Source organism: Microvirga sp. M2 (assembly GCF_047497095.1).
Classification (GTDB): domain Bacteria; phylum Pseudomonadota; class Alphaproteobacteria; order Rhizobiales; family Beijerinckiaceae; genus Microvirga.
The window spans coordinates 1,349,321-1,367,696 of the sequence record NZ_CP134064.1 but is presented as its reverse complement, the minus strand read 5'-3'; the positions used below and the strand labels follow the sequence as shown (position 1 = coordinate 1,367,696).

Here is an 18,376-nt window from a genome sequence, read left to right as displayed (position 1 = left end):
GCATCTGCCGATTGAGGGACTGCGAGCGGCGGAAACGCCGAGCGTGTCCTATCCCTCGAAACGGTTACTGTAGACTCAGGAACAAACGCATGTCGGAGCGCTGTCCATGCTGACGCTGAAGGTTGCCCAGGATATCATCAATGCCGCCCTCGACGAAGCTGACAGGCGCGGGCTGAAGCCGCTTGCCGTCGTGGTTCTGGACAGCAGGGGCAGCACCAAGGCATCGGCGACCCAGGACGGCACATCGTTGTTGAGGGAAAAGGTCGCTCACGGGAAGGCGTTCGGAGCCTTGGGCCTTGGCCTCGGCTCACGGGCGATCTTCAACCGCGCCCAAGAGCAGCCCTACTTTGTTTCTGCCGTCAATGCGATCGCGGGCGGCTCGCTCGTTCCCGTACCGGGCGGCGTTCTTATCAAAGACTCCTCCGGCGAAACCCTCGGCGCCGTAGGGATCTCCGGCGATTCCTCCGACAACGATGAAGCATGCGCTGTCGTATCGATCAACGCCGTGTCCTTGCAGCCGGATGCAGGCTAGGCGGCGCCCGGGTAAAACGCACCATCCGACGCCGGGTCATGCAGTGAATTATCCTCACCTGCAGGAGTTTCTCCGAAATTGAGCACCCATCGCCGGACGGCTTCAGACCGAACGTCGAATCCGTGTTCGGTAGACGCAACTTCGGAACGCCTTGACGGCAGTTGGTCATTCCATGCAGGGAAATTTCTCGTCTCCTATCACGTCTGCATCGCCCCGCGGACGAAACCTAGGCCTGGAGCGGCAGCTCGCCAAAGCCCTCAAGGGAAGCGTCGGCTTCGACGCTTTCACGCGCGGGAGGTATGCGACAGACGCCTCGGTGTACCAGGTCATGCCCGTCGGCGTGGTGTTCCCGAAGGGTCCTGCGGATATCGAGGCGACCCTCAAGATCGCTCGTGAACATGGGGTTCCGGTCATCGCCCGCGGCGGCGGAACATCCCAGAACGGACAACCGATTGGAGCCGGGCTCATCCTGGACTGCAGCCTGACCTTCAATGCGATCACCGCCTATGATCCCCAGGCCCGGACCGTCACGGTCGAACCGGGAATCGTGCTGGAGCATCTCAATGCGCAGCTCAAGGCTGACGGCCTGTTCTTTCCGGTAGAACCCTCGACGGCAAGTCGCTGCACGATTGGCGGGATGACCGGCAACAACTCTTGCGGCGCGCGGTCCCTGCGCTACGGCAAGATGGTCGATAACGTCCTTGCCGTTTCGGCTCTCCTGCCCGATGGAGAGGCGTTCACCGCCGATATCGTCGGCCTCGCCGGATCCGAACGTGCAACGCGTCTGTCGGCTGAGATGATCGCTCTCGCCCATCGTGAGCGTGACGAAATCGAGCGCATGTTCCCCAAAGTGCAGCGCCGGGTCGGCGGATACAACCTCGATGCATTGCTGCATGGACAGCCTAACCTGGCACACCTGCTCGTCGGCTCCGAGGGCACGCTTGCCGTCACGACGGGCGTGACCCTGAAACTCTCGACGATCCCGACGCACCGGGTCATGGGCGTGTGCCATTTCCCGTCTTTCAGGGGGGCCATGGAGACGACCCGCCACCTCGTCGCCCTCGGCCCGACCGCCGTTGAGCTCGTGGACAACAACATCCTGGTCCTCGGAGCCGACATTCCCCTCTTTCGGCGAACGCTTGCCGACATCACGAACGGAACGCCCAACTGTCTGCTTCTGGTCGAGTTCGCGGGCGACGACCTCGATGCGCTCACGATGGACTTGAAGCGCCTGGACCAATGCATGGCGGATCATGGTTTTCCAGATGCCGTCGTCGAGGTCATCGAACCGCCTCGTCAGCGCCAGGTCTGGGAGGTCCGCGAAGCCTGCCTCAACATCATGATGTCTATGAAGGGAGACGGAAAGCCCGTCTCCTTCATCGAGGATTGCGCAGTCCCGCTGGAGCATCTCGCCGATTACACGGATGCGGTGACGGCGTTGTTCGAGCGCCGGGGCACTCGCGGAACCTGGTATGCGCATGCTTCTGTCGGCTGCCTGCATGTTCGCCCCATCCTCAACATGAAGGACGAAGCGGATATCAGGTCCATGCGCGCCATCGCCGAAGAGGCCTGCGACCTGGTGCGGCGTTTCAAAGGCTCCCATTCCGGCGAACACGGGGATGGCATCTCGCGTTCCGAGTTTCACGAGCGCATGTTCGGAACCCGCCTGGTCCAAGCGTTCGAGACCGTCAAGGATGGATTCGACCCGGCCAACCAGCTCAATCCCAGAAAGATCGTCCGGCCCTATCGCATGGACGATCGCAGCCTGATGCGCTTCCCGCCTGATTATGATGCTGTAGAGCCTGCTGCGACAGCTCTCGATTGGTCGGAATGGGGCAGCTTCGGCCAAGCCGTCGAGATGTGCAACAACAACGGCACCTGCCGGAAGACGCTAAGCGGCACAATGTGCCCATCCTACCGCGTCACCCGCCAGGAGCAACACGTCACCCGTGGTCGCGCCAACTCCCTTCGCCTGGCCATATCGGGCCAGCTTGGACCGGATGCGTTTACCTCTCCTGAGATGAAGGAGACGCTCGACCTGTGCGTTTCATGCAAGGGCTGCAAGCGCGAGTGCCCCACTGGCGTCGATATGGCGAAAATGAAGATCGAGTTTCTTCATCACTACCATGCGCGCCACGGCCTTGCGCTCAAGGAGCGGCTGATCGCTCACCTCCCCCGCTACGCCCCCTTCGCCGCACACGTCGCGCCGCTCCTCAATCTGCGTGATTCGCTCCCCTTTCTCGCGAAGGCAACGGAGCGCTGGCTCGGTTTCAGCGCGCGGCGCACGCTCCCGAAGTGGCGCCGCCCCTGGAGGCAGTCGGGCAAAGTGGCGTCGCCGGATGACGTGGTCGGTGACGGCCGTGACCTCATTCTCTTCGGTGACACCTTTAATCGCTATTTCGAGCGCGAGAACCTGGAAGCTGCGGAACGCGTCCTTTCGGCGGCCGGCTATCGCCTGCATCACGTCCTGCCGTCGGGAGGCGGACGGCCTCTTTGCTGCGGCCGGACCTATCTCTCCACCGGACTGGTGGACGATGCGCGCAAGGAAGCCAGGCGCTCCCTTGACACCCTTGCACCTTATGTTGCCCGGGGCGCCCGGGTCATCGGCCTCGAGCCATCCTGCCTCCTGACCTTCCGAGATGAATTTGCGTCCCTGCTCCCCGAGGAGGAGGCCGAATCGCTGGCAAGAGCCGCCTTCCTGCTGGAGGAGGTGCTGGCGACGGACCTGGAGACCGGTACGGCCTCTCTGGCGTTGAAGGACCAAGGCCGGCGAACCGCCCACCTGCATGGTCATTGTCATCAGAAGGCGTTTGGAATCATGGGACCGACCGAGGCCGTCCTGCGCAAGGTTCCTGGCCTCAACGTGCGAACCATCGAGTCGAGCTGCTGTGGCATGTCCGGGGCGTTCGGCTATGGCGCCACGACGATTGACACCTCTTTCGCCATGGCGGAACTGTCGCTGTTGCCGGCTGTTCGCACGGCCCGAGCCGATGACCTCGTGGTTGCCGACGGTACGAGCTGCCGCCATCAGATCTACGATGGCGCCGGCCGCAAAGCGGCTCACGTCGTCCGCGTACTCGACAATGCGCTCGCAAACAGGGGGTTAAACACGCCATGAACGTGATATACTGACTCAAACAAGTGGTTCGGTGACCCCATGGAAGCTTCTCTCAGTATCAGCCGTCGCTACCTTCATGATGAGGTGGCGGAGCGCCTGCGGGACCTGATCCGCTCCGGCGAGCTTGAGCCGAAGTCGCGGGTGAATGAGCTTGAACTCGCAGAGCGCTTCGGAATATCGCGCACGCCGCTGCGCGAGGCGATCAAGATCCTGGCGACGGAAGGACTTCTCGAGCTGTTGCCCAATCGTGGCGCTCGCGTTGCCAGCATCACGAACCAGGAAATCGACGAGATGATCGAGGTTGTGGCGGGGCTTGAGGCCACCGCTGCCGACCTTGCCTGCAAACGCATTACCGATGCCGAGATTGCCGTCATCGAGGGACTACATCAGCGGATGGTCGCAGCTTGGAAGCAGAAGGACCACTCAGGCTACTTTACGCTCAACCGTCAGATTCACGAGGCGATCATGACGGCAAGCCGCAATGCGACGCTGCAAGGGATTTACGAGAATCTGTCGGGACGCATTCAACGGACCCGCTACTCGGCCCACAAGACACCCGAACAATGGCGCAGGGCCGTCACTGAGCACGAGCAGATGATCAAACTTCTGAGAGCCCACGACAGCGACCGTCTCGCAAAGCTCATGCGCGACCATATCTACGGGAAAAAAGAAGTCATCTTGGCCGCCTACGGGGAAAATACCTGATGTTAGGCTGGAGAACTCAGCCAGGCCAAGAGGAGTGGGACCGTCACGATCGAGGCTACGGTCGACAGCACGACCACGCCGGCCACCTCCTCAGGCTCATTGTTCCAGCGCTGAGCGAACAGGTAATTATAGACCGCGACAGGGTTCGCTGATTGCAGGATCAGAACGGCCTTCATGGCTCCGGACAAATCGAACAGCGTTGCGACCAGAATTCCGATCAGCGCCCCTCCCCCGATCCGAAATGCCGAAACCGCAGCCGCGCGACCAAATGAGGCCACCTTCAATCGGCTCAAGGAGGCACCCAGCATCAACAGCATCAGGGGAACCGTCAGGTTGCCGATCAACGCAAGGGTCTTGGCAATCGGCGCAGGCAGATCGATCCCCCAGAAGGACAGTGCGATTCCGATCGCAACAGCATAGAGCAGCGGCAAGCGCAGCAATCCTCGCCAGTTCGCCTTACCGGCCGCAATGGCTTGGCCGAACGTGTAGTTGGCGACCGAAGAGATCGAGAAGAACGCAATGGCATAGCCCAGTCCCTCGGGCCCGAAGGCGTAGAGCGAGAGCGGGAGGCCGAGATTGCCGGCATTGGGAAAGGCGATGGACGGCAGGAACGTCCGGAGGCGCAGTCTCGTGGCCCTCAGGAGCAGCGCTCCCGCGCAGGCAAAGAGGACGATGGCGGTTGTGGCAGCCGCTGCAACGGCCGTAAAAGCCTCGAACGAGAGACGCGACGTCTGGAATGTGCTGACGACGAGGCAGGGGGTCGCTACGTCGGCAATGAGAGCCGTCAGATCTCGTGATTCCAGCTTGTATCCCAGGCGCGTCCACACGAACCCGACCCCGACCGTGATCAGGATCGGGAGAACCACTGACGCGATCAGCAGGAGCAAAGGAATATCCGGCTCACGACCGAGCGAGCGGAAAGGGCAGAGCCCGACGAACGGTACTGCGGAACTGTCCGACTGGCTGCGTGCGGCAGAGGGCGGAGCATGGAAGATCCCGATGCAGGAGCGAGAGTTCAGGCCTCAAAACGACGGATGGCGTGATGCGAACCTTGGTATGCGCAAATATTGTCAGACATCCCAGAGCATGTAAATGCCCGCGCTACCGGATCATAAGCGGGTTTATTCACCTTCAATGACGAGCCCGTGATCAGACGACTTCGCGACCTTTGTCGGCTGACCGGGATGTCGATGCTGGTGCATCGTGCGAAGAAGGGGCACCGGTTTTTCGCACGATGCGCTCTTTCCAGGAAGGGAGCATCGGATTCAATCCCAAAAGTGCAAATCCACTTTTCACGTCCGATGCTCGAACGGCTCCCGCATTACCCTTTGAGTATCTGCTGGCGGTTTCCAGTCGGACCACTCGTCCGTGCAGGATCGGGAGGAGAAAGGATGCAGCATAGCGCGCGAGATAAGCGGCGACTTCGTCCCGTGTCGGGTATCCGTTGGGATCCCCGGCATAGCAAGGCCAGTCAACGCGCTCTAACGAAGGATCGTGAACAGCACGAGCCAGTCATAGCGCTCCCGCCAAGATCCGCCGACACGGGCATTGGCGTCCAACAGCATGAGAGAGAAGCCGCTGTTGCGAAGATGGTACCCGGCGGCAGACCGGCCTAGCCCGCTCCGATGACCAACACATCCAGGGAGCCTGTGTCAGAAGCCATTTCGGCTTTCGTCGTCCGGTCTCGGGATGAGGGTTGCAAGGAAGGCGACCAACTGCCGCCGCTCGCTCTCGCTCAGGATGAGCGGGCGGAGCTCGCTGTGACCGGCCGGGGCCTCCGGCGCGGCGCTGTAGTGCGCTACCACGTCCGCCAGCGTGCGGATCTGGCCGGCGTGCATGTACGGCGGACGGCTCGCAGCGCCTCTCAGCGAGGGAGTCTTGTAGGCGCGCAGGAGTTCGTGCCCGTCCGCCGCCATGAAGCGCAGCTCCGTGCAATCGCCCTCGCCCGCATCGCTGTAGGGGCCGAGGCAGTTGAACGGATCCTCCCGCACCAGCTTCGCACCCGATGCCCGGCCCCGGTCCTCCGGCAACCCGGGTGCCGCTGGGACGCCCGTGTTGTGGAAGTGGTTGTCGGTCAGCAGCGGGCCGTTGTGGCAGTTGACGCATTGGCCCCTGCCGATAAACAGGCGCAGGCCGGCAATCTCGTCGTCAGTGAGAATTTCGGCACCATTGGCGGATCCGAGCGCAGACGCATAAGCGTCGAATCGCGTCGGGGCCGGCTGGATCCTGCGCTCGAAGGCGGCAATCGCCTTGCCGATGTTGGCGAACACCCGGTTCACCCTCTTGCGGTCCGCCTCCGCCATTGCCTCCCAGGCTCTGGCCGCTTCCAGCTCGGTGGCGGCGTCTGGATCCGCGACAGGCCCCGCATGGAGGGGCATACGGACCATGTCGGGCAGAGGCCCGAATACGGCCTCATAAGTTGCGCGATAACTCTCGGCGATCAGGCGGGCATGCTGCGTGCGGTTACCGCCATGCTCGACAGGGCTCTCAAGTGGCCCCAGCGCCTGCGACCAGAGACTGTCCTTGCGGCCATCCCAGAACAGGAACGGGCTGTGTGCCATACCGGCAATCGGCATCGTGCGCCGGGTGGTGGTGCCGATGGCATGTGCGAGCGGCTGGTCGTCCTGGAACTGGCGTCCGGGCAGGTGGCAGCTGGCGCACGCGACCTTACCATTGGCGCTCAATCGCGTGTCGAAGAACAGAGCGCGGCCGAGCTCCGCGGCCTGGGGATCGTCGGCGACCCGATTCGAGGGGTCCTTGGGCAGCGGTGGCAGCGCATCCAACGCGAGTGATCGAATGACGGCGCGCTCCTCCGCCCCCCACCGTGCGTCGGGCGCGGAGAGGGCCTGCAGCCCGGCCGCCAGAAGGCCGCCGCCAAGCAACACCGATGCGAGAATGGTGGCCTCCGTGCGCATGGCAACCTCCTCAGAGTACCAGGTTGAAGCTGACGGTGTCGGGCCCTTTGGGGCCGTCGATGGCAAGGTCGAGCGTCCACCAGCCGCGCATGTTGAATTTCATGCCCTCGATCAGGTAGCGGCCATCGCCGAGGTCCTTCGTCACCTGGGGTGATGTCGGCAGGCCATGGCCGTGCTGGGGCATGCCGCCGTTGATCCCGATCTTTGCCGCCTTCACCGGCGCGCCGTCGGCCGTCTGAAGCGTCACGGTCCAGGCATGCATTGAACCGACCGTGATGGGCGTGGCCTCCGGCGTGATGGCCGTCTTATAGAGGCCCCCGGCCGTAGGCTTGTCGAGCGCCAGATCGACGTTGTCGGGAACGGATCGCATCATCGCGCCGGCGGTGACGATGCCGCCGGCGAGCACGAGTGCGGGAATGCCGAACAGGAGCGCACGGCGCGAGGTGAGGGTCGGCATGATGGATCCTTGTACGGCGTCATGTGGGGGGCGGTATTGCAGGGGCGCAACCTATACTCGGAGCCGGCAGGGTACTTGAACGATTCTGCTAACTTTGGCCTGAGCGCCCAATGTGGTAATGACGTGACAGCAAGAAACGGCTGAGCGACAAGATGAGGACCGTAGTTCCTGGCAGGATAGTGCTATGGGAAGGTGCCAGCCTCTGGTCCTTCGATGTGCCGGCTGAGTTGGCGGGCCAGCCGACAAACCGCGTCCACTCCCATCACGCCATCCAGGTTACCCTCTCGGCCGGCGGTCGCTTTACCATCCAGACCCAGGACAAGCGCTTGGATGGACCCGCCGTCCTCATCGCCTCGAACGTGCCCCATGCATTCGAGCCGGAGGGCAAGATCGCGCTTCTCTTTGTGGAGCCCGAAAGCCGGCTGGGCAGATCGCTGTCGTGCACGATGATGGGAATTCCTGCGACTCGCCTCGACGCCTCGCTCCTCGGAGACCCATCGAGCAATCTCGCCGCCATCTGGGCGGACCGGAGGCCGGACCATGCGACGGTTGAAGCTATGGGCAGGTCCGTCCTGCAGCACATTGTCGGCGAGACTCCTCCGATGAGCACGCTCGACCCGCGGATCGCGCGAACGCTCGAATGGCTTGCCGCGCGCCTCAGCGGCCGCATCATGCTTACGGACGCTGCATCCATCGCCTGCCTCTCGGACAGCCGCTTCAGCCATCTCTTCGCCGCCGAGGTCGGTCTGCCCTTCCAGACTTACCTACTCTGGCGGCGCCTTATGACCGCGGTGGAGCGGATCGCTTCCGGGACATCTTTGACAGCTGCTGCATACGAGGCCGGGTTTGCGGATTCCGCGCATTTCAGCCGGACGTTTCAGCGAATGTTCGGGATTCCTGCTTCGTCCCTCCAGCTGGCATAGGCACTTTGATCACACGCTGTTAGACTGTCGCTGTGCATCCAATCAAACGATGCGCTCCTTGAGGAGGGAGCATCGGATTCAACCCCAAAAGTGCAAATCCACTTTTTGCGTCCGATGCTCTGGGCTCACGCTCAGTGTCCGGAGGTCTGCATTCCGCGGCTCGTCTCGTATAGGAACCAGATGCGTTTCTCGGTCTGGTCGATGAACTCCTCAAGAAGGCTCTCGGTCGCGACATCGTCATGATCGTCGCACAAATCGTGCGTCTGGCGCATGAAGGCGGCGAGCTGTTTGTTGTCGTCCATCAGCTCGGCGAGCATGTCGGCGGGCTCGACATAACTGGCGTCGTTGTCGAGAAGGCGCTGCACGCGTCCAATGTGACCGATCGACCGCAAGGTGGTTCCGCCGACCTTGCGCGCCCGCTCCGCCAGGGGATCGGTCATGGCGAAGATCTCGTCCGCCTGATCGTCGAACATGAGGTGATAGTCGTGGAAATGGGGGCCGCTCACATGCCAGTGGAAGTTCTTGGTCTTGAGGTACAGAGCGAAGGTATCCGCAAGAAGTGCGGTCAGCGCCGCCGCGATTTCCTCACTGGCTTGGGACGACAGAAAGGTTGGAGTTTCAAGGCGGGGTGCAGGGCGGCTCTTGCGCTCTGCCGCGATACTGGTCGCGCTCTTTGTCTTGGTGGATTTACGTGAAGAGAGGGCCCTGGCCATGCGCAATCTCCGATGTTGGACTGACGCTCCGAAGGTCGGCATCTGCTGGCGACGGGACGATGGAGCACCGCAAGCTGAACCCTTGCGAGCCTGACAAGTTCCCCGGGGCGGGAACGGGATCCGCCTGCCGGAATGGGCTGATCGAAACGCACACGCCTCAAGTGTGTCCCCGCCTCACATCGTGCAGGCTCGTCGACTCGGCGACCGATCGGCTCCCCCATGGAAGCGTCAGCGACGAAGCGGCGAGGATCCCGCCCGCTTCACATCGCCACCGGTGGCGACGGTGGTCCCGATCACAGGCTCCTCTCGACCGCACTTGCGGCGACGCAGATCCGTCCCCGGCGCAAGCGCCTCTGCCTTCACCGTGCTCAGATGGCCGAGGGGCCCTGCCGTTCCCGACAGGCCTGTGTCGAGGAGCTCCCGCATGATCCGCGTTCGCGCTGCCGCACTGGGAGAGCCCAGGACCACGCCGACAACCCGCCGGCCTCCGCGGACGGCCGAGACGGCCGCATTGAACCCGGAGGCACAGACGTAGCCGGTCTTCGTCGCCTCGAGGCCGGAATAGTCCTCGACCAGCTTGTTGGTGTTCTTCAGCGTCCGGCCGTCGACCGTGACCGCCGACGTCCGAAACAGTTCGGCATGGTCCCCATGGTAGCTCAGAATAGCCAGCATCAGCACGGCCATGTCCCGCGCGTTGGTCACCTGGCGGTCATGATGCAGGCCGCTGGCATTCACGAAATACGTCCCGCTCATGCCGAGACGCCTCGCCTCCGCGTTCATCGCGGTGACGAACGATGCCTCGCTCCCGCTGATGGCTTCTGCAATGGCGACCGCCACGTCGTTGGCGCTTTTGACCAGCATGACGAGGAGTGCATCCTCCAGCCGGAGCGAGGTCCCTGGTGGGACGCCCAGTTTGGACGGCGCCTGAGCAGCGGCCCGGGCACTCAGGACGATGGAGCTGTCCATGGTGAGGCGGCCCGATTGAACTGCCGCAAGGGCAAGATGAGCCGTCATCAGCTTGGTGAGCGAGGCCGGATGCCAGGAACGGGTCGCCTCCTGGGCCGCGAGGATATCGCCCGTGGAGGCGTCCACCAGCAGCAGGGGCGAGGCGCCGGTCGGCGCGGCCGCCAGGATCAGTCCAGCGGCAAGCAGGAGCGAGGGCAGTTTCATGAGCCGATGGTTGACCGAAGCGCGGCCGTGCGCAAGCCTCAGATCGCGAGGCCCTCCGACCTCGGTACTCCCATCGGGCCGCAGACGCCGGACCGCCTCGACGGCTTCGATCGGTTCATGCCGTCCAACGATGTGACCGGACAGGAGACGAATGGCCCGTGCGGGTCCGCGGCCTGCCCTGCTGATCCCGACGGGAATATAGAGCAACGCCCGGGATCATCCTCCTGGCCGCCAAGGCCAGGGACCGCGGGGGAGGCGGAAGTCAGTCACCCCTGCAGGTTGCTCATCAGACCGGAGTTGGAACGTCGGCCGGAATGAGCCCCTCCCGATTCAGGTCCTCCCAGAGAGCCTGCGGAATCTTCGCCGCCATCAACCGGGCGTTCTCGCGCACCTTGTCGGCGTGCTTGGCACCGGGAATGATGGCGGCGACGACCGGATGGGCAGCACAGAACTGAAGGGCTGCCGACCGCAGATCGACGCCATGGCGGCCGCAGATTTCCGCCAGGCGGTCCCGCTTCCGGATCATCTCGGCGGGCGCCTCCCGGTATTCGAAGTTCCGCCCTCCCGCGAGCAGACCGGAATTGTACGGACCGCCGACGACCACATGCACGCCCCGATCCGCACACATCGGAAAAAGCCGATCCAGCGCCGGCTGATTGAGGAGACTGTAGCGTCCGGCGAGGAGGAACACGTCAGGGTCGGACATCTCGAGGGCCCGTTCACAGGGTTCGGTCAGATTGACCCCCATGCCCCATCCCTTGATGACACCCTCGTCGCGGAGGCGGATGAGAGCCCGGGCGGCGCCGTTCATCGCCACGTCGAACAACGCCTTCCACGCGTCGCCGTGGTGATCGGCGGCGAGATCGTGGATGTAGACGATGTCGATCCGGGCCAAGCCAAGGCGCTGATAGCTATCCTCGACCGAGCGCATCGTCCCGTCATAGGTGTAATCGTATTCACCTCGAAACGGCAGGCCCCCGACGAAAGGCGGATTCTCCGGCGCGCTGGGGTCAGGCCGCATGATCCGGCCGACCTTCGTGGAAAGGACGAACTCCTCACGCGGGTACCGACGCAGCACATGGCCGAAGCGGTGCTCGGACAGGCCACTGCCGTAATGAGGCGCGGTGTCGAAGTAGCGCACCCCTGTGTCCCAGGCTGCACCGAGCGCGGCCTCTGCTGTTTCCTCGGACACCACGCCGAACATGTTACCGAGGGGGGCACCACCGAAACCTAAGGGGCCAGGCGGCGCAAAATGAGACTGGGGCATCATCTCTTCCTTCCGATCCAGGGGCATCCGTCGCCGTGCGTCAAGCACCGGATGCAGGGAAAAGCGGCTCAACTGAATTGGGTGCCAAAAAGCCGCACCCCATACTCCTGTTCCCGGCGGGGCCGCTCCGCCTCGCCTTGAAGCGTAGCTCCGGGGCGCAGAGCTGAAGCAAGACCACAGATCGGCTGCGCGGATTTCGGGTCCTTACGCCTTCATCCGGGATCCAGGGCGGCTGCTACCGGCTTCAGCCTTCTGAGCCGAACTTTCTTCGACCGTTGGATAGACCCCCGCCAGGACCTGGTCGAAATGGCGGCGCAAGGCGTTGTTGCAGCCGCAGGACAACGTATCCAGCCTCTCAAGATCCCGCACGCGCACGCCGCCTCTGCGGGTCTCCAGGAGATGGCGGCGTTTCAAGGACTGAATGACCCGGCTCACGTAACTCCGGCCGACACCCATCATGCTGGCCAACTGCTCCTGGGTCAGGGGGATGTCGTGATCGCCCGTTCGATCAATGGCGGCCAGCAGCCATTTCACCGTTCGCTGCTCGATAGTGTGCACCGCATTGCAGGCCACCGATTGGAACACCTGTGCCAGCATGCAATCCGCGTAGCGGGCGAACAGGTGCCGCAGGCTCGGCGACCGGGTTTCGAACTCCTCGAGATCCGCGGTCGAGAGGCGCAGGAACGGACCCGGAAACTGAACCTCGGAACGGGCAAAGGCCGGCAGGCGTCCTTGGCTCACGATCCCGCCGACGGCGCCCTCGCGTCCGATCAGGGCAGTCTCCACCGTGAGGCCGTCCTCGAGTTCGACGACGAACGAGGCGAGACTTGGCCCACAGGGAAAGTAAACAAATCTGACCTCATCTCCCGGCTGATACAGCTTAACTCCGGTTTCGCCCTCCCACTCCTGCAGCGAAGGCGCCACGATGGCGAGGTCTTCCGGCCTGAGAGCACTCAGCAGGTTGTTGCTGGAAATCCTTTTCCTGAGGTGCGACGAGATCATTGCGGGCTGCATCAGGCGTCTTTCCTCCACTTTCCTCCACCGCTTCGCCAGTTCCAACGCGCCAGGGCAACTTACGTTCAATTGTGAACATAACCCCGATCCTGTGTGCACATGTGCACAGACAGGCCCGTTGCTCCTGTCTACAAGGACACGCGAGCGTCCCCTCCATGAGGGACACACCAGAGACAAGCGCCCGTGTCGTCCCGATGTGTCGGATGAGGATCGAGGCGCCAACTCGGGCTCTGTCGAAACCGTTCACCCGTTGAGGCTTTCCATGACGCTTCAGACGCATTCCGATGCAGCCCCGATCCCAACAGGCATTGCAGGGCTCGACGACATTCTCGCCGGAGGATATGCCGGCAACCGCGCTCACCTCATCGAGGGGCGGCCCGGCTCCGGAAAGACGACGTTGGGGATGCAGTTCCTTCTCGCGGGCGCAAAGCAGGGAGAGACCTGTCTCTACATCACCCTGTCCGAGAGCAAGCGGGAACTCCTGTCCGTAGCATCCCGCCATGGCTGGTCCCTTGATGGCATCGAGATCTTCGAACTGGTGCCGCCGGAACTCAGCCTTGATCCGCAACAACAACAGAGTCTTGTTCACTCCTCCGATCTGGAACTCGGCGAGACGGTGCACATGGCGGTGGCGGAGATCGAGCGCGTCAAGCCGAGCCGGGTCGTGTTCGACTCGCTCTCGGAGATCCGGCTTCTGTCGCAAGGGTCCCTGCGCTATCGTCGGCAGGTGCTGGCGCTGAAGAGCTACTTTCTGCTCAACGATGCCACGGTCCTGATGCTCGACGACCTCACGTCCGAGCAGGATGACCTTAATCTGCACTCGATCAGCCACGCGGTAATTCGTCTCGAGCAGGTCGTTCCGGCCTATGGGTCGGAACGGCGCCGGCTCAGCGTCACCAAGATGCGCGGCACCGCCTTCCGGGGCGGCTATCACGATCTTAAGATCCAACGCGGCGGTCTGCGGGTCTTTCCCCGTCTCGTGGCAGCCGATCATCACACGCCATTCGCACTCGACGCGATTCCCAGCGGCATCGATGAGCTCGATAGCATCCTGGGTGGGGGCTTGAGCCGCGGAACGAGCACCCTTGTCGTGGGCCCCTCGGGCGCAGGCAAGTCCACGCTCGCGCTAGGCTATCTCTGGGCCGCGCTGGAGCGGGGCGAGCCCGGCCTGATGATCAGTTTCGACGAGACCACCGGCATCCTCCTGCAGAGGGCGAAAGGCGTCGGGTTCGACCTGACACCTCACGTGGAAGCCGGGCGACTGCGCATCGAGCAGATCGATCCGGCCAACGTCTCGCCCGGCGAGTTCACCTACCGGGTGCGGGATGCTGTCGAGCAGGGTGGTGCGAAGACAGTCGTGATCGACAGCCTGACCGGGTATCTGAATGCCATGCCGGAGCAGCCCTTCATCGTGCTCCAGATGCACGAACTGCTCACCTATCTGAACCAGCAGGGCATCGTGACGATCATGATCCTGGCGCAGCACGGGATGGTCGGCCAGATGGTTTCGCCGATCGATCTGACATATCTGAGCGATGCGGTCGTGTTGCTTCGTTTTTTCGAGGCCGGCGGGCGGATCCGACGGGCCTTGTCGGTCGTCAAGCGGCGGACGGGCCCGCACGAGGACACGATCCGGGAGTTCCGGATCGACAGCCAGGGGTTGCGCGTTGGTCCGCCACTGGAGCAATTCCGGGGCGTGTTGACGGGCGTACCGACATTCGAGGGCCAGCGCGCCTCCCTTCTCGAGGAGCGTGAGGCCGGCGATGAAGAAGGCCGATGACGGATCCGTGCTGATCCTCGCCCCGCATGGGCGGGATTGCGCGGTGGCGGGGGCCATCCTTAGCGAAGTCGGGATCAAAGCCGAGATCTGCCCTAGCCTCCAGACGCTTGTCGGTGGCTTGGATGCGGCAGCCTGCGCGGTGGTCACGGAGGAGGCGCTTCTCAACGCCGACCGGCGGGAGCTCGCCGGGTGGGTCGAACGGCAGCCGCCCTGGTCCGATTTTCCCTTTATCCTTCTCACCCATCGCGGCGGCTCACCGATCGAGCGCCTGACCGAGCTGCTTGGGAACGTGACGGTGCTGGAGCGTCCGTTCCATCCGGCCGTGCTGGTCAATGCCGCCAGGTCTGCTCTACGGGCGAGGCAGCGGCAGCGAGAGGTGGAGCTGCATCTCGAGGACCGTCAGCGAACCCATGAGCGCCAAGCCCTGTTGATCCGCGAACTGCATCATCGGGTGAAGAATACCCTTGCGACCGTGCAGGGCCTGCTCGGGGCCACGGCCCGCTCGACACACTCTGTCGATGAATTCTACCGCTCGTTCGCGGACCGGATCGTTTCCCTGTCCAATACGCACAATCTCCTCACGGAGGACTACTGGCAGACGGCACCGCTGATCGAAATGTTCAGGAATGAGCTGTCGCATTACGACGATGGCGCCCAGCGGCGGATCACCCTCGATGGGCCGCCCGTGGAGCTCTCGGCCGATCTCGCCGTTCCGATCGGCATGGCGGTGCATGAGCTCACCACGAACGCTGCCAAGCACGGGGCGTTATCGGTTCCAGGTGGGGAGATCTCCGTGGTCTGGAGGGTCCGGGATCTGAAAGCAGAGCGTCGGCTCGCCATCGCGTGGGTAGAGCGCGGCGGCCCGCCTGTCGAGACGCCGCGGCGAAAGGGTTTCGGCTCGACGCTCCTGCACCGGGTTTTGACCCATCAGTGCCATGCGGAAATCAGTATCTCGTACGAGCGCGAGGGATTGTCTTGCCATATGGACATTCCCCTCGTCGAGGAACGCCTTGTGCCCGAATATTGATCGTGGAGGGAACACGATCTCGACCGAGCCTATTCGGCCGCGACGGTGGCCTGCTGGGAACAGGGACATCCTGCACAGCCCGGCCCCCGTCACCAGATCTCGTCCTCGCAGCCACCCCGGAGGAGAGCGCTCGCGATCCCGGTCGGAATCCACCTTTGGCTTCGGCCCCCATCCCGCAAACTGGCATCGGGACAGTCCATAGGACACCGCGCGGTTTGCCCCATGGCGTGCAAATGATTGCGGTATCCTGCCGATCATCATGGGAACGGAAGCTGTCAAGCTCCGTTAGACAATTCCCGATTGGAATTGATCTAAAGGAGCATGTTCGATGCGTTCAACCCTGCTTTCGACGGCCGCCGCCGTAGCGTTGGTCCTCGGGGCCGCTCCGGTCCTCGCACAGGCCGAAGCCCCCGGCTCGTCGGGCACCTCGCGTGCTCAGATTACGCCACCGGCGTCTTCAACGGAAGCATCCGGTACTGCGGAAGGCGCTTCGGGCCGGGATCATCCCCGTTCCGTGACCACTGACCCGAAGCGCAGCCAGAACTCGGCTCCCTCCGGATCATCGACCGGTCAGGTGCAATCGCGCCAGGGTTCATCCTCGCAAGATACGTCCAGCACCGGTTCGGCGACTTCGCCTGAGCGGACCCAGCGCCCGACCGTCTCCGGCAGCTCGACCCAATCCTCGGATCACAAGCAGCGTCCGCAGCAAGGCTATTCTCAATCGACGAGCAGTTCGCAAAGCGCTACGACAGGCTCCAGCGCCACATCGCAGGCCCCTCGGGAAAGCCAGCAGCGCTCGACCACCGGCTCCTCGCAGCAGCAGAGCACCCAGTCCGGTTCGAATGCGGCCGCGCAGCCCTCGGGCTCCGCTGCCCGGCAGAGCAACCCGCCATCCACTTCCGCCTCGTCGAACACCTCGACGAACGCAGTTGCGAGCCTGAACACGGAGCAACGCACCGAGGTGACGCAGGCATTCAGCAGGACCAGCGTCAACACGGTTTCGAACGTGAGCTTCAACGTGTCGGTCGGCACCACCATCACCGAGGAGGTGCGTCTGTCGCCCCTGCCGCCGGAAGTCGTGCGGATCGTGCCGCAGTACCGGACCTATCAGTACGTGGTGGTGCGCGATGAGATCGTGATCGTCGAGCCGAAGACGAAGAAGATCGTCGAGGTGATCCATAAATCGGGCAGCTCGCGCAAGTCTGCCTCGGTGAGCCTGAACAGCGAACAGCGCAAGAAGTTCAAGAGCACCGTTGAGACCACGGGTTCGATTCGGCCGTCCACGTCGACCAGGATCGAGATCCGCGAAGGCGCGACGCTTCCGCAGGACGTCGAAATCATGGAGGTGCCGGAAGCCGTCGTCAGCGAAATGCCGGAGCTCCGGACCTATCGCTACGTGGTGATCGGTGACGAAGTCGCGCTGGTCGAGCCCGAGACCCGCCGCGTGATCGAGGTCATCGAATAAGTCATTCGGTTGGAGGGAGGCACCTCCCTCCAACCCCTCCGTTCAAGCGGCGGAACCGACCAGCCGCTCTGGATCGAGTGACAAAGCCTCCGGCAACCACCGTGGCTCCTTCAAGACGCGGCTCTAGGAATGCGCCTCGAAAATATGGAATTACAGTTCACGGCCCGAGCCATCTCCGACAATCGACAAGATATTGGAGATATTAATGCAGCATTCATCTTCATGAATATTATGGGAACACGCTAAATTATACCGCCGCTGGCGAAACTATTCTCGCTAATAGACGTTAAGTGAACAGCGGGCCAAAAACCCGAGCTAGAAATTCAGGAGAAAATCCATGTCGAAGAAGCTTCTTCTTGCTGGCGCCGTCCTTGCATCCCTCGCCCCCGCGGCAGCCTTCGCCCAATCCGGTGGCGCCGCGGCCGGTGCGGCGACCGGTGCGGTCGGCGGCGCCATCGTGGGCGGTCCTGTCGGTGCTGCGGTGGGCGGCGTGACGGGCGCCATCGTGGGCGGCATCGCCGACCAGCAGCAGCCGGAGTTCCGCCAGTACGTCACCACCCAGCACGTTCCCTCCTACACCTACAAGGAAGAGGTGCGCGTGGGCGCCGTGCTTCCGGAATCCGGCGTGACCTTCCACGAGGTTCCCGCTCAGTACAAAGTGAAGGGCTATCGCTACACGGTGGTGAACGACACTCCCGTGCTGGTCGAACCGGGCACCCGCAAGATCGTCCAGGTCATCCGCTAAGCGACATACGTGGACACTGGAATGGGCGGCCCAGCGGGGCCGCCCTTTTCGTATGAAATCTCGATACCAACCGCATTCGGACAATGGTTGCTGTCGTCATGACGGCTTAGCCCTCGCGCGAAACGAGGGGAATTCCCGACACGGGCGGATGGGCCCGCGCGCTGTTGGGAATTCACGCTCCTCGAATAAACTCGTTTCACGCCCGATGGCCAATCCGCCACATCGAACCATCAACTCGAATATAGGCTGCTCCGACATGGACCTCCGGTTCCATTGGAAGGAACCCGATCGAGCCTGACTGCAATAAATCGCTTCGATGTGAAATGCCGAAGACGATTCATGAGGCCCTTTTTTGCGCGATCGGCTTACCGCTGTTTCGCCACGCTTCCCAAATTGACGCCGGAGCCCTCCCGAGCGAAGCTTGGCAGACAAGGCGGGAGGAAATGGTGAAGCTTGAACGCTGGCTCCTTGCGAGCACCCTGGCCCTGAGTGCTGGTCCTGCAGTGGCGGATATCATCGTGGAACAGGCCATGATCACGGCAGGC

The 18,376-nt window shown here is 63.0% G+C and carries 15 protein-coding genes and 1 pseudogene; 8 read left to right on the top strand and 8 right to left on the bottom strand.

Going from position 1 to position 18,376, the window contains the following annotated elements:
• Nucleotides 1–100: 100 nt before the first annotated feature.
• From RE429_RS25960 to RE429_RS25950, 3 genes are all read left to right on the top strand, one after another.
• The gene (locus RE429_RS25960; protein ID WP_414475936.1) at nucleotides 101–532 is read left to right on the top strand and encodes a GlcG/HbpS family heme-binding protein; all 432 of its coding nucleotides are present in this window, start codon (nucleotides 101–103) and stop codon (nucleotides 530–532) included.
• 172 nt (nucleotides 533–704) lie between these two features.
• Entirely contained in the window at nucleotides 705–3,650 is a 2,946-nt protein-coding gene (locus RE429_RS25955; protein ID WP_414475935.1) for an FAD-binding and (Fe-S)-binding domain-containing protein, read from the top strand.
• Between the two features lie 39 nt (nucleotides 3,651–3,689).
• Nucleotides 3,690–4,355 carry a GntR family transcriptional regulator gene (locus RE429_RS25950; RefSeq protein ID WP_414474606.1) on the top strand — a complete coding sequence of 222 codons (666 nt, stop codon included), beginning with the start codon at nucleotides 3,690–3,692 and terminating at the stop codon, nucleotides 4,353–4,355.
• A 2-nt stretch (nucleotides 4,356–4,357) separates the two neighbouring features.
• Here the strand turns inward: RE429_RS25950 and RE429_RS25945 are convergent, their stop codons facing one another.
• The 4 genes and pseudogenes from RE429_RS25945 to RE429_RS25930 form a co-directional block, all read right to left on the bottom strand.
• Nucleotides 4,358–5,242 carry an AEC family transporter gene (locus tag RE429_RS25945; protein WP_414474605.1) on the bottom strand — a complete coding sequence of 295 codons (885 nt, stop codon included), beginning with the start codon at nucleotides 5,240–5,242 and terminating at the stop codon, nucleotides 4,358–4,360.
• 594 nt (nucleotides 5,243–5,836) lie between these two features.
• Nucleotides 5,837–5,929: pseudogene (locus tag RE429_RS25940) on the bottom strand (hypothetical protein); the annotation flags it as partial.
• Between the two features lie 78 nt (nucleotides 5,930–6,007).
• Complete coding sequence (locus tag RE429_RS25935) at nucleotides 6,008–7,270, bottom strand: cytochrome-c peroxidase (RefSeq protein WP_414474604.1); 1,263 nt, start codon at nucleotides 7,268–7,270, stop codon at nucleotides 6,008–6,010.
• 10 nt (nucleotides 7,271–7,280) lie between these two features.
• The gene (locus RE429_RS25930; protein ID WP_414474603.1) at nucleotides 7,281–7,727 is read right to left on the bottom strand and encodes a FixH family protein; all 447 of its coding nucleotides are present in this window, start codon (nucleotides 7,725–7,727) and stop codon (nucleotides 7,281–7,283) included.
• A gap of 179 nt (nucleotides 7,728–7,906) precedes the next feature.
• Here RE429_RS25930 and RE429_RS25925 point away from each other — a divergent pair, with 179 nt between their 5' ends.
• A complete protein-coding gene (locus RE429_RS25925; protein WP_414474602.1) occupies nucleotides 7,907–8,650 on the top strand; it encodes a helix-turn-helix transcriptional regulator in 744 nt (247 codons plus the stop codon).
• Nucleotides 8,651–8,781: 131 nt separating this feature from the next.
• Here RE429_RS25925 and RE429_RS25920 read toward each other — a convergent pair whose 3' ends face one another.
• From RE429_RS25920 to RE429_RS25905, 4 genes are all read right to left on the bottom strand, one after another.
• Complete coding sequence (locus RE429_RS25920; RefSeq protein ID WP_414474601.1) at nucleotides 8,782–9,363, bottom strand: Dps family protein; 582 nt, start codon at nucleotides 9,361–9,363, stop codon at nucleotides 8,782–8,784.
• Between the two features lie 228 nt (nucleotides 9,364–9,591).
• Nucleotides 9,592–10,533, bottom strand: coding sequence for a D-alanyl-D-alanine carboxypeptidase family protein (locus RE429_RS25915; protein WP_414474600.1), 942 nt, complete (start codon nucleotides 10,531–10,533; stop codon nucleotides 9,592–9,594).
• Between the two features lie 286 nt (nucleotides 10,534–10,819).
• On the bottom strand, nucleotides 10,820–11,800 hold the full coding sequence (locus RE429_RS25910; protein WP_414475934.1) for an aldo/keto reductase: 981 nt from the start codon (nucleotides 11,798–11,800) through the stop codon (nucleotides 10,820–10,822).
• 204 nt (nucleotides 11,801–12,004) lie between these two features.
• On the bottom strand, nucleotides 12,005–12,814 hold the full coding sequence (locus RE429_RS25905) for a Crp/Fnr family transcriptional regulator (protein ID WP_414474599.1): 810 nt from the start codon (nucleotides 12,812–12,814) through the stop codon (nucleotides 12,005–12,007).
• A 262-nt stretch (nucleotides 12,815–13,076) separates the two neighbouring features.
• Here RE429_RS25905 and RE429_RS25900 point away from each other — a divergent pair, with 262 nt between their 5' ends.
• From RE429_RS25900 to RE429_RS25885, 4 genes are all read left to right on the top strand, one after another.
• Nucleotides 13,077–14,594, top strand: coding sequence for an ATPase domain-containing protein (locus tag RE429_RS25900; protein ID WP_414474598.1), 1,518 nt, complete (start codon nucleotides 13,077–13,079; stop codon nucleotides 14,592–14,594).
• Nucleotides 14,578–15,621 carry a sensor histidine kinase gene (locus RE429_RS25895; protein ID WP_414474597.1) on the top strand — a complete coding sequence of 348 codons (1,044 nt, stop codon included), beginning with the start codon at nucleotides 14,578–14,580 and terminating at the stop codon, nucleotides 15,619–15,621. The genes RE429_RS25900 and RE429_RS25895 overlap by 17 nt, the downstream gene beginning before the upstream one ends.
• A gap of 328 nt (nucleotides 15,622–15,949) precedes the next feature.
• Nucleotides 15,950–17,086 carry a DUF1236 domain-containing protein gene (locus tag RE429_RS25890; RefSeq protein WP_414474596.1) on the top strand — a complete coding sequence of 379 codons (1,137 nt, stop codon included), beginning with the start codon at nucleotides 15,950–15,952 and terminating at the stop codon, nucleotides 17,084–17,086.
• A 337-nt stretch (nucleotides 17,087–17,423) separates the two neighbouring features.
• Nucleotides 17,424–17,831: a DUF1236 domain-containing protein gene (locus RE429_RS25885; protein WP_414474595.1), complete on the top strand. Its 408-nt coding sequence runs from the start codon at nucleotides 17,424–17,426 to the stop codon at nucleotides 17,829–17,831.
• Nucleotides 17,832–18,376 lie beyond the last annotated feature (545 nt).

Coding starts and splice junctions, on each gene's coding strand:
- RE429_RS25950 (WP_414474606.1), top strand. CDS start 3,690: ATGGAAGCTTCTCTCAGTATCAGCCGTCGCTACCTTCATGATGAGGTG.
- RE429_RS25905 (WP_414474599.1), bottom strand. CDS start 12,814: ATGCAGCCCGCAATGATCTCGTCGCACCTCAGGAAAAGGATTTCCAGC.
- RE429_RS25935 (WP_414474604.1), bottom strand. CDS start 7,270: ATGCGCACGGAGGCCACCATTCTCGCATCGGTGTTGCTTGGCGGCGGC.
- RE429_RS25895 (WP_414474597.1), top strand. CDS start 14,578: ATGAAGAAGGCCGATGACGGATCCGTGCTGATCCTCGCCCCGCATGGG.
- RE429_RS25955 (WP_414475935.1), top strand. CDS start 705: ATGCAGGGAAATTTCTCGTCTCCTATCACGTCTGCATCGCCCCGCGGA.
- RE429_RS25920 (WP_414474601.1), bottom strand. CDS start 9,363: ATGGCCAGGGCCCTCTCTTCACGTAAATCCACCAAGACAAAGAGCGCG.
- RE429_RS25930 (WP_414474603.1), bottom strand. CDS start 7,727: ATGCCGACCCTCACCTCGCGCCGTGCGCTCCTGTTCGGCATTCCCGCA.
- RE429_RS25890 (WP_414474596.1), top strand. CDS start 15,950: ATGCGTTCAACCCTGCTTTCGACGGCCGCCGCCGTAGCGTTGGTCCTC.
- RE429_RS25885 (WP_414474595.1), top strand. CDS start 17,424: ATGTCGAAGAAGCTTCTTCTTGCTGGCGCCGTCCTTGCATCCCTCGCC.
- RE429_RS25910 (WP_414475934.1), bottom strand. CDS start 11,800: ATGCCCCAGTCTCATTTTGCGCCGCCTGGCCCCTTAGGTTTCGGTGGT.
- RE429_RS25900 (WP_414474598.1), top strand. CDS start 13,077: ATGACGCTTCAGACGCATTCCGATGCAGCCCCGATCCCAACAGGCATT.
- RE429_RS25915 (WP_414474600.1), bottom strand. CDS start 10,533: ATGAAACTGCCCTCGCTCCTGCTTGCCGCTGGACTGATCCTGGCGGCC.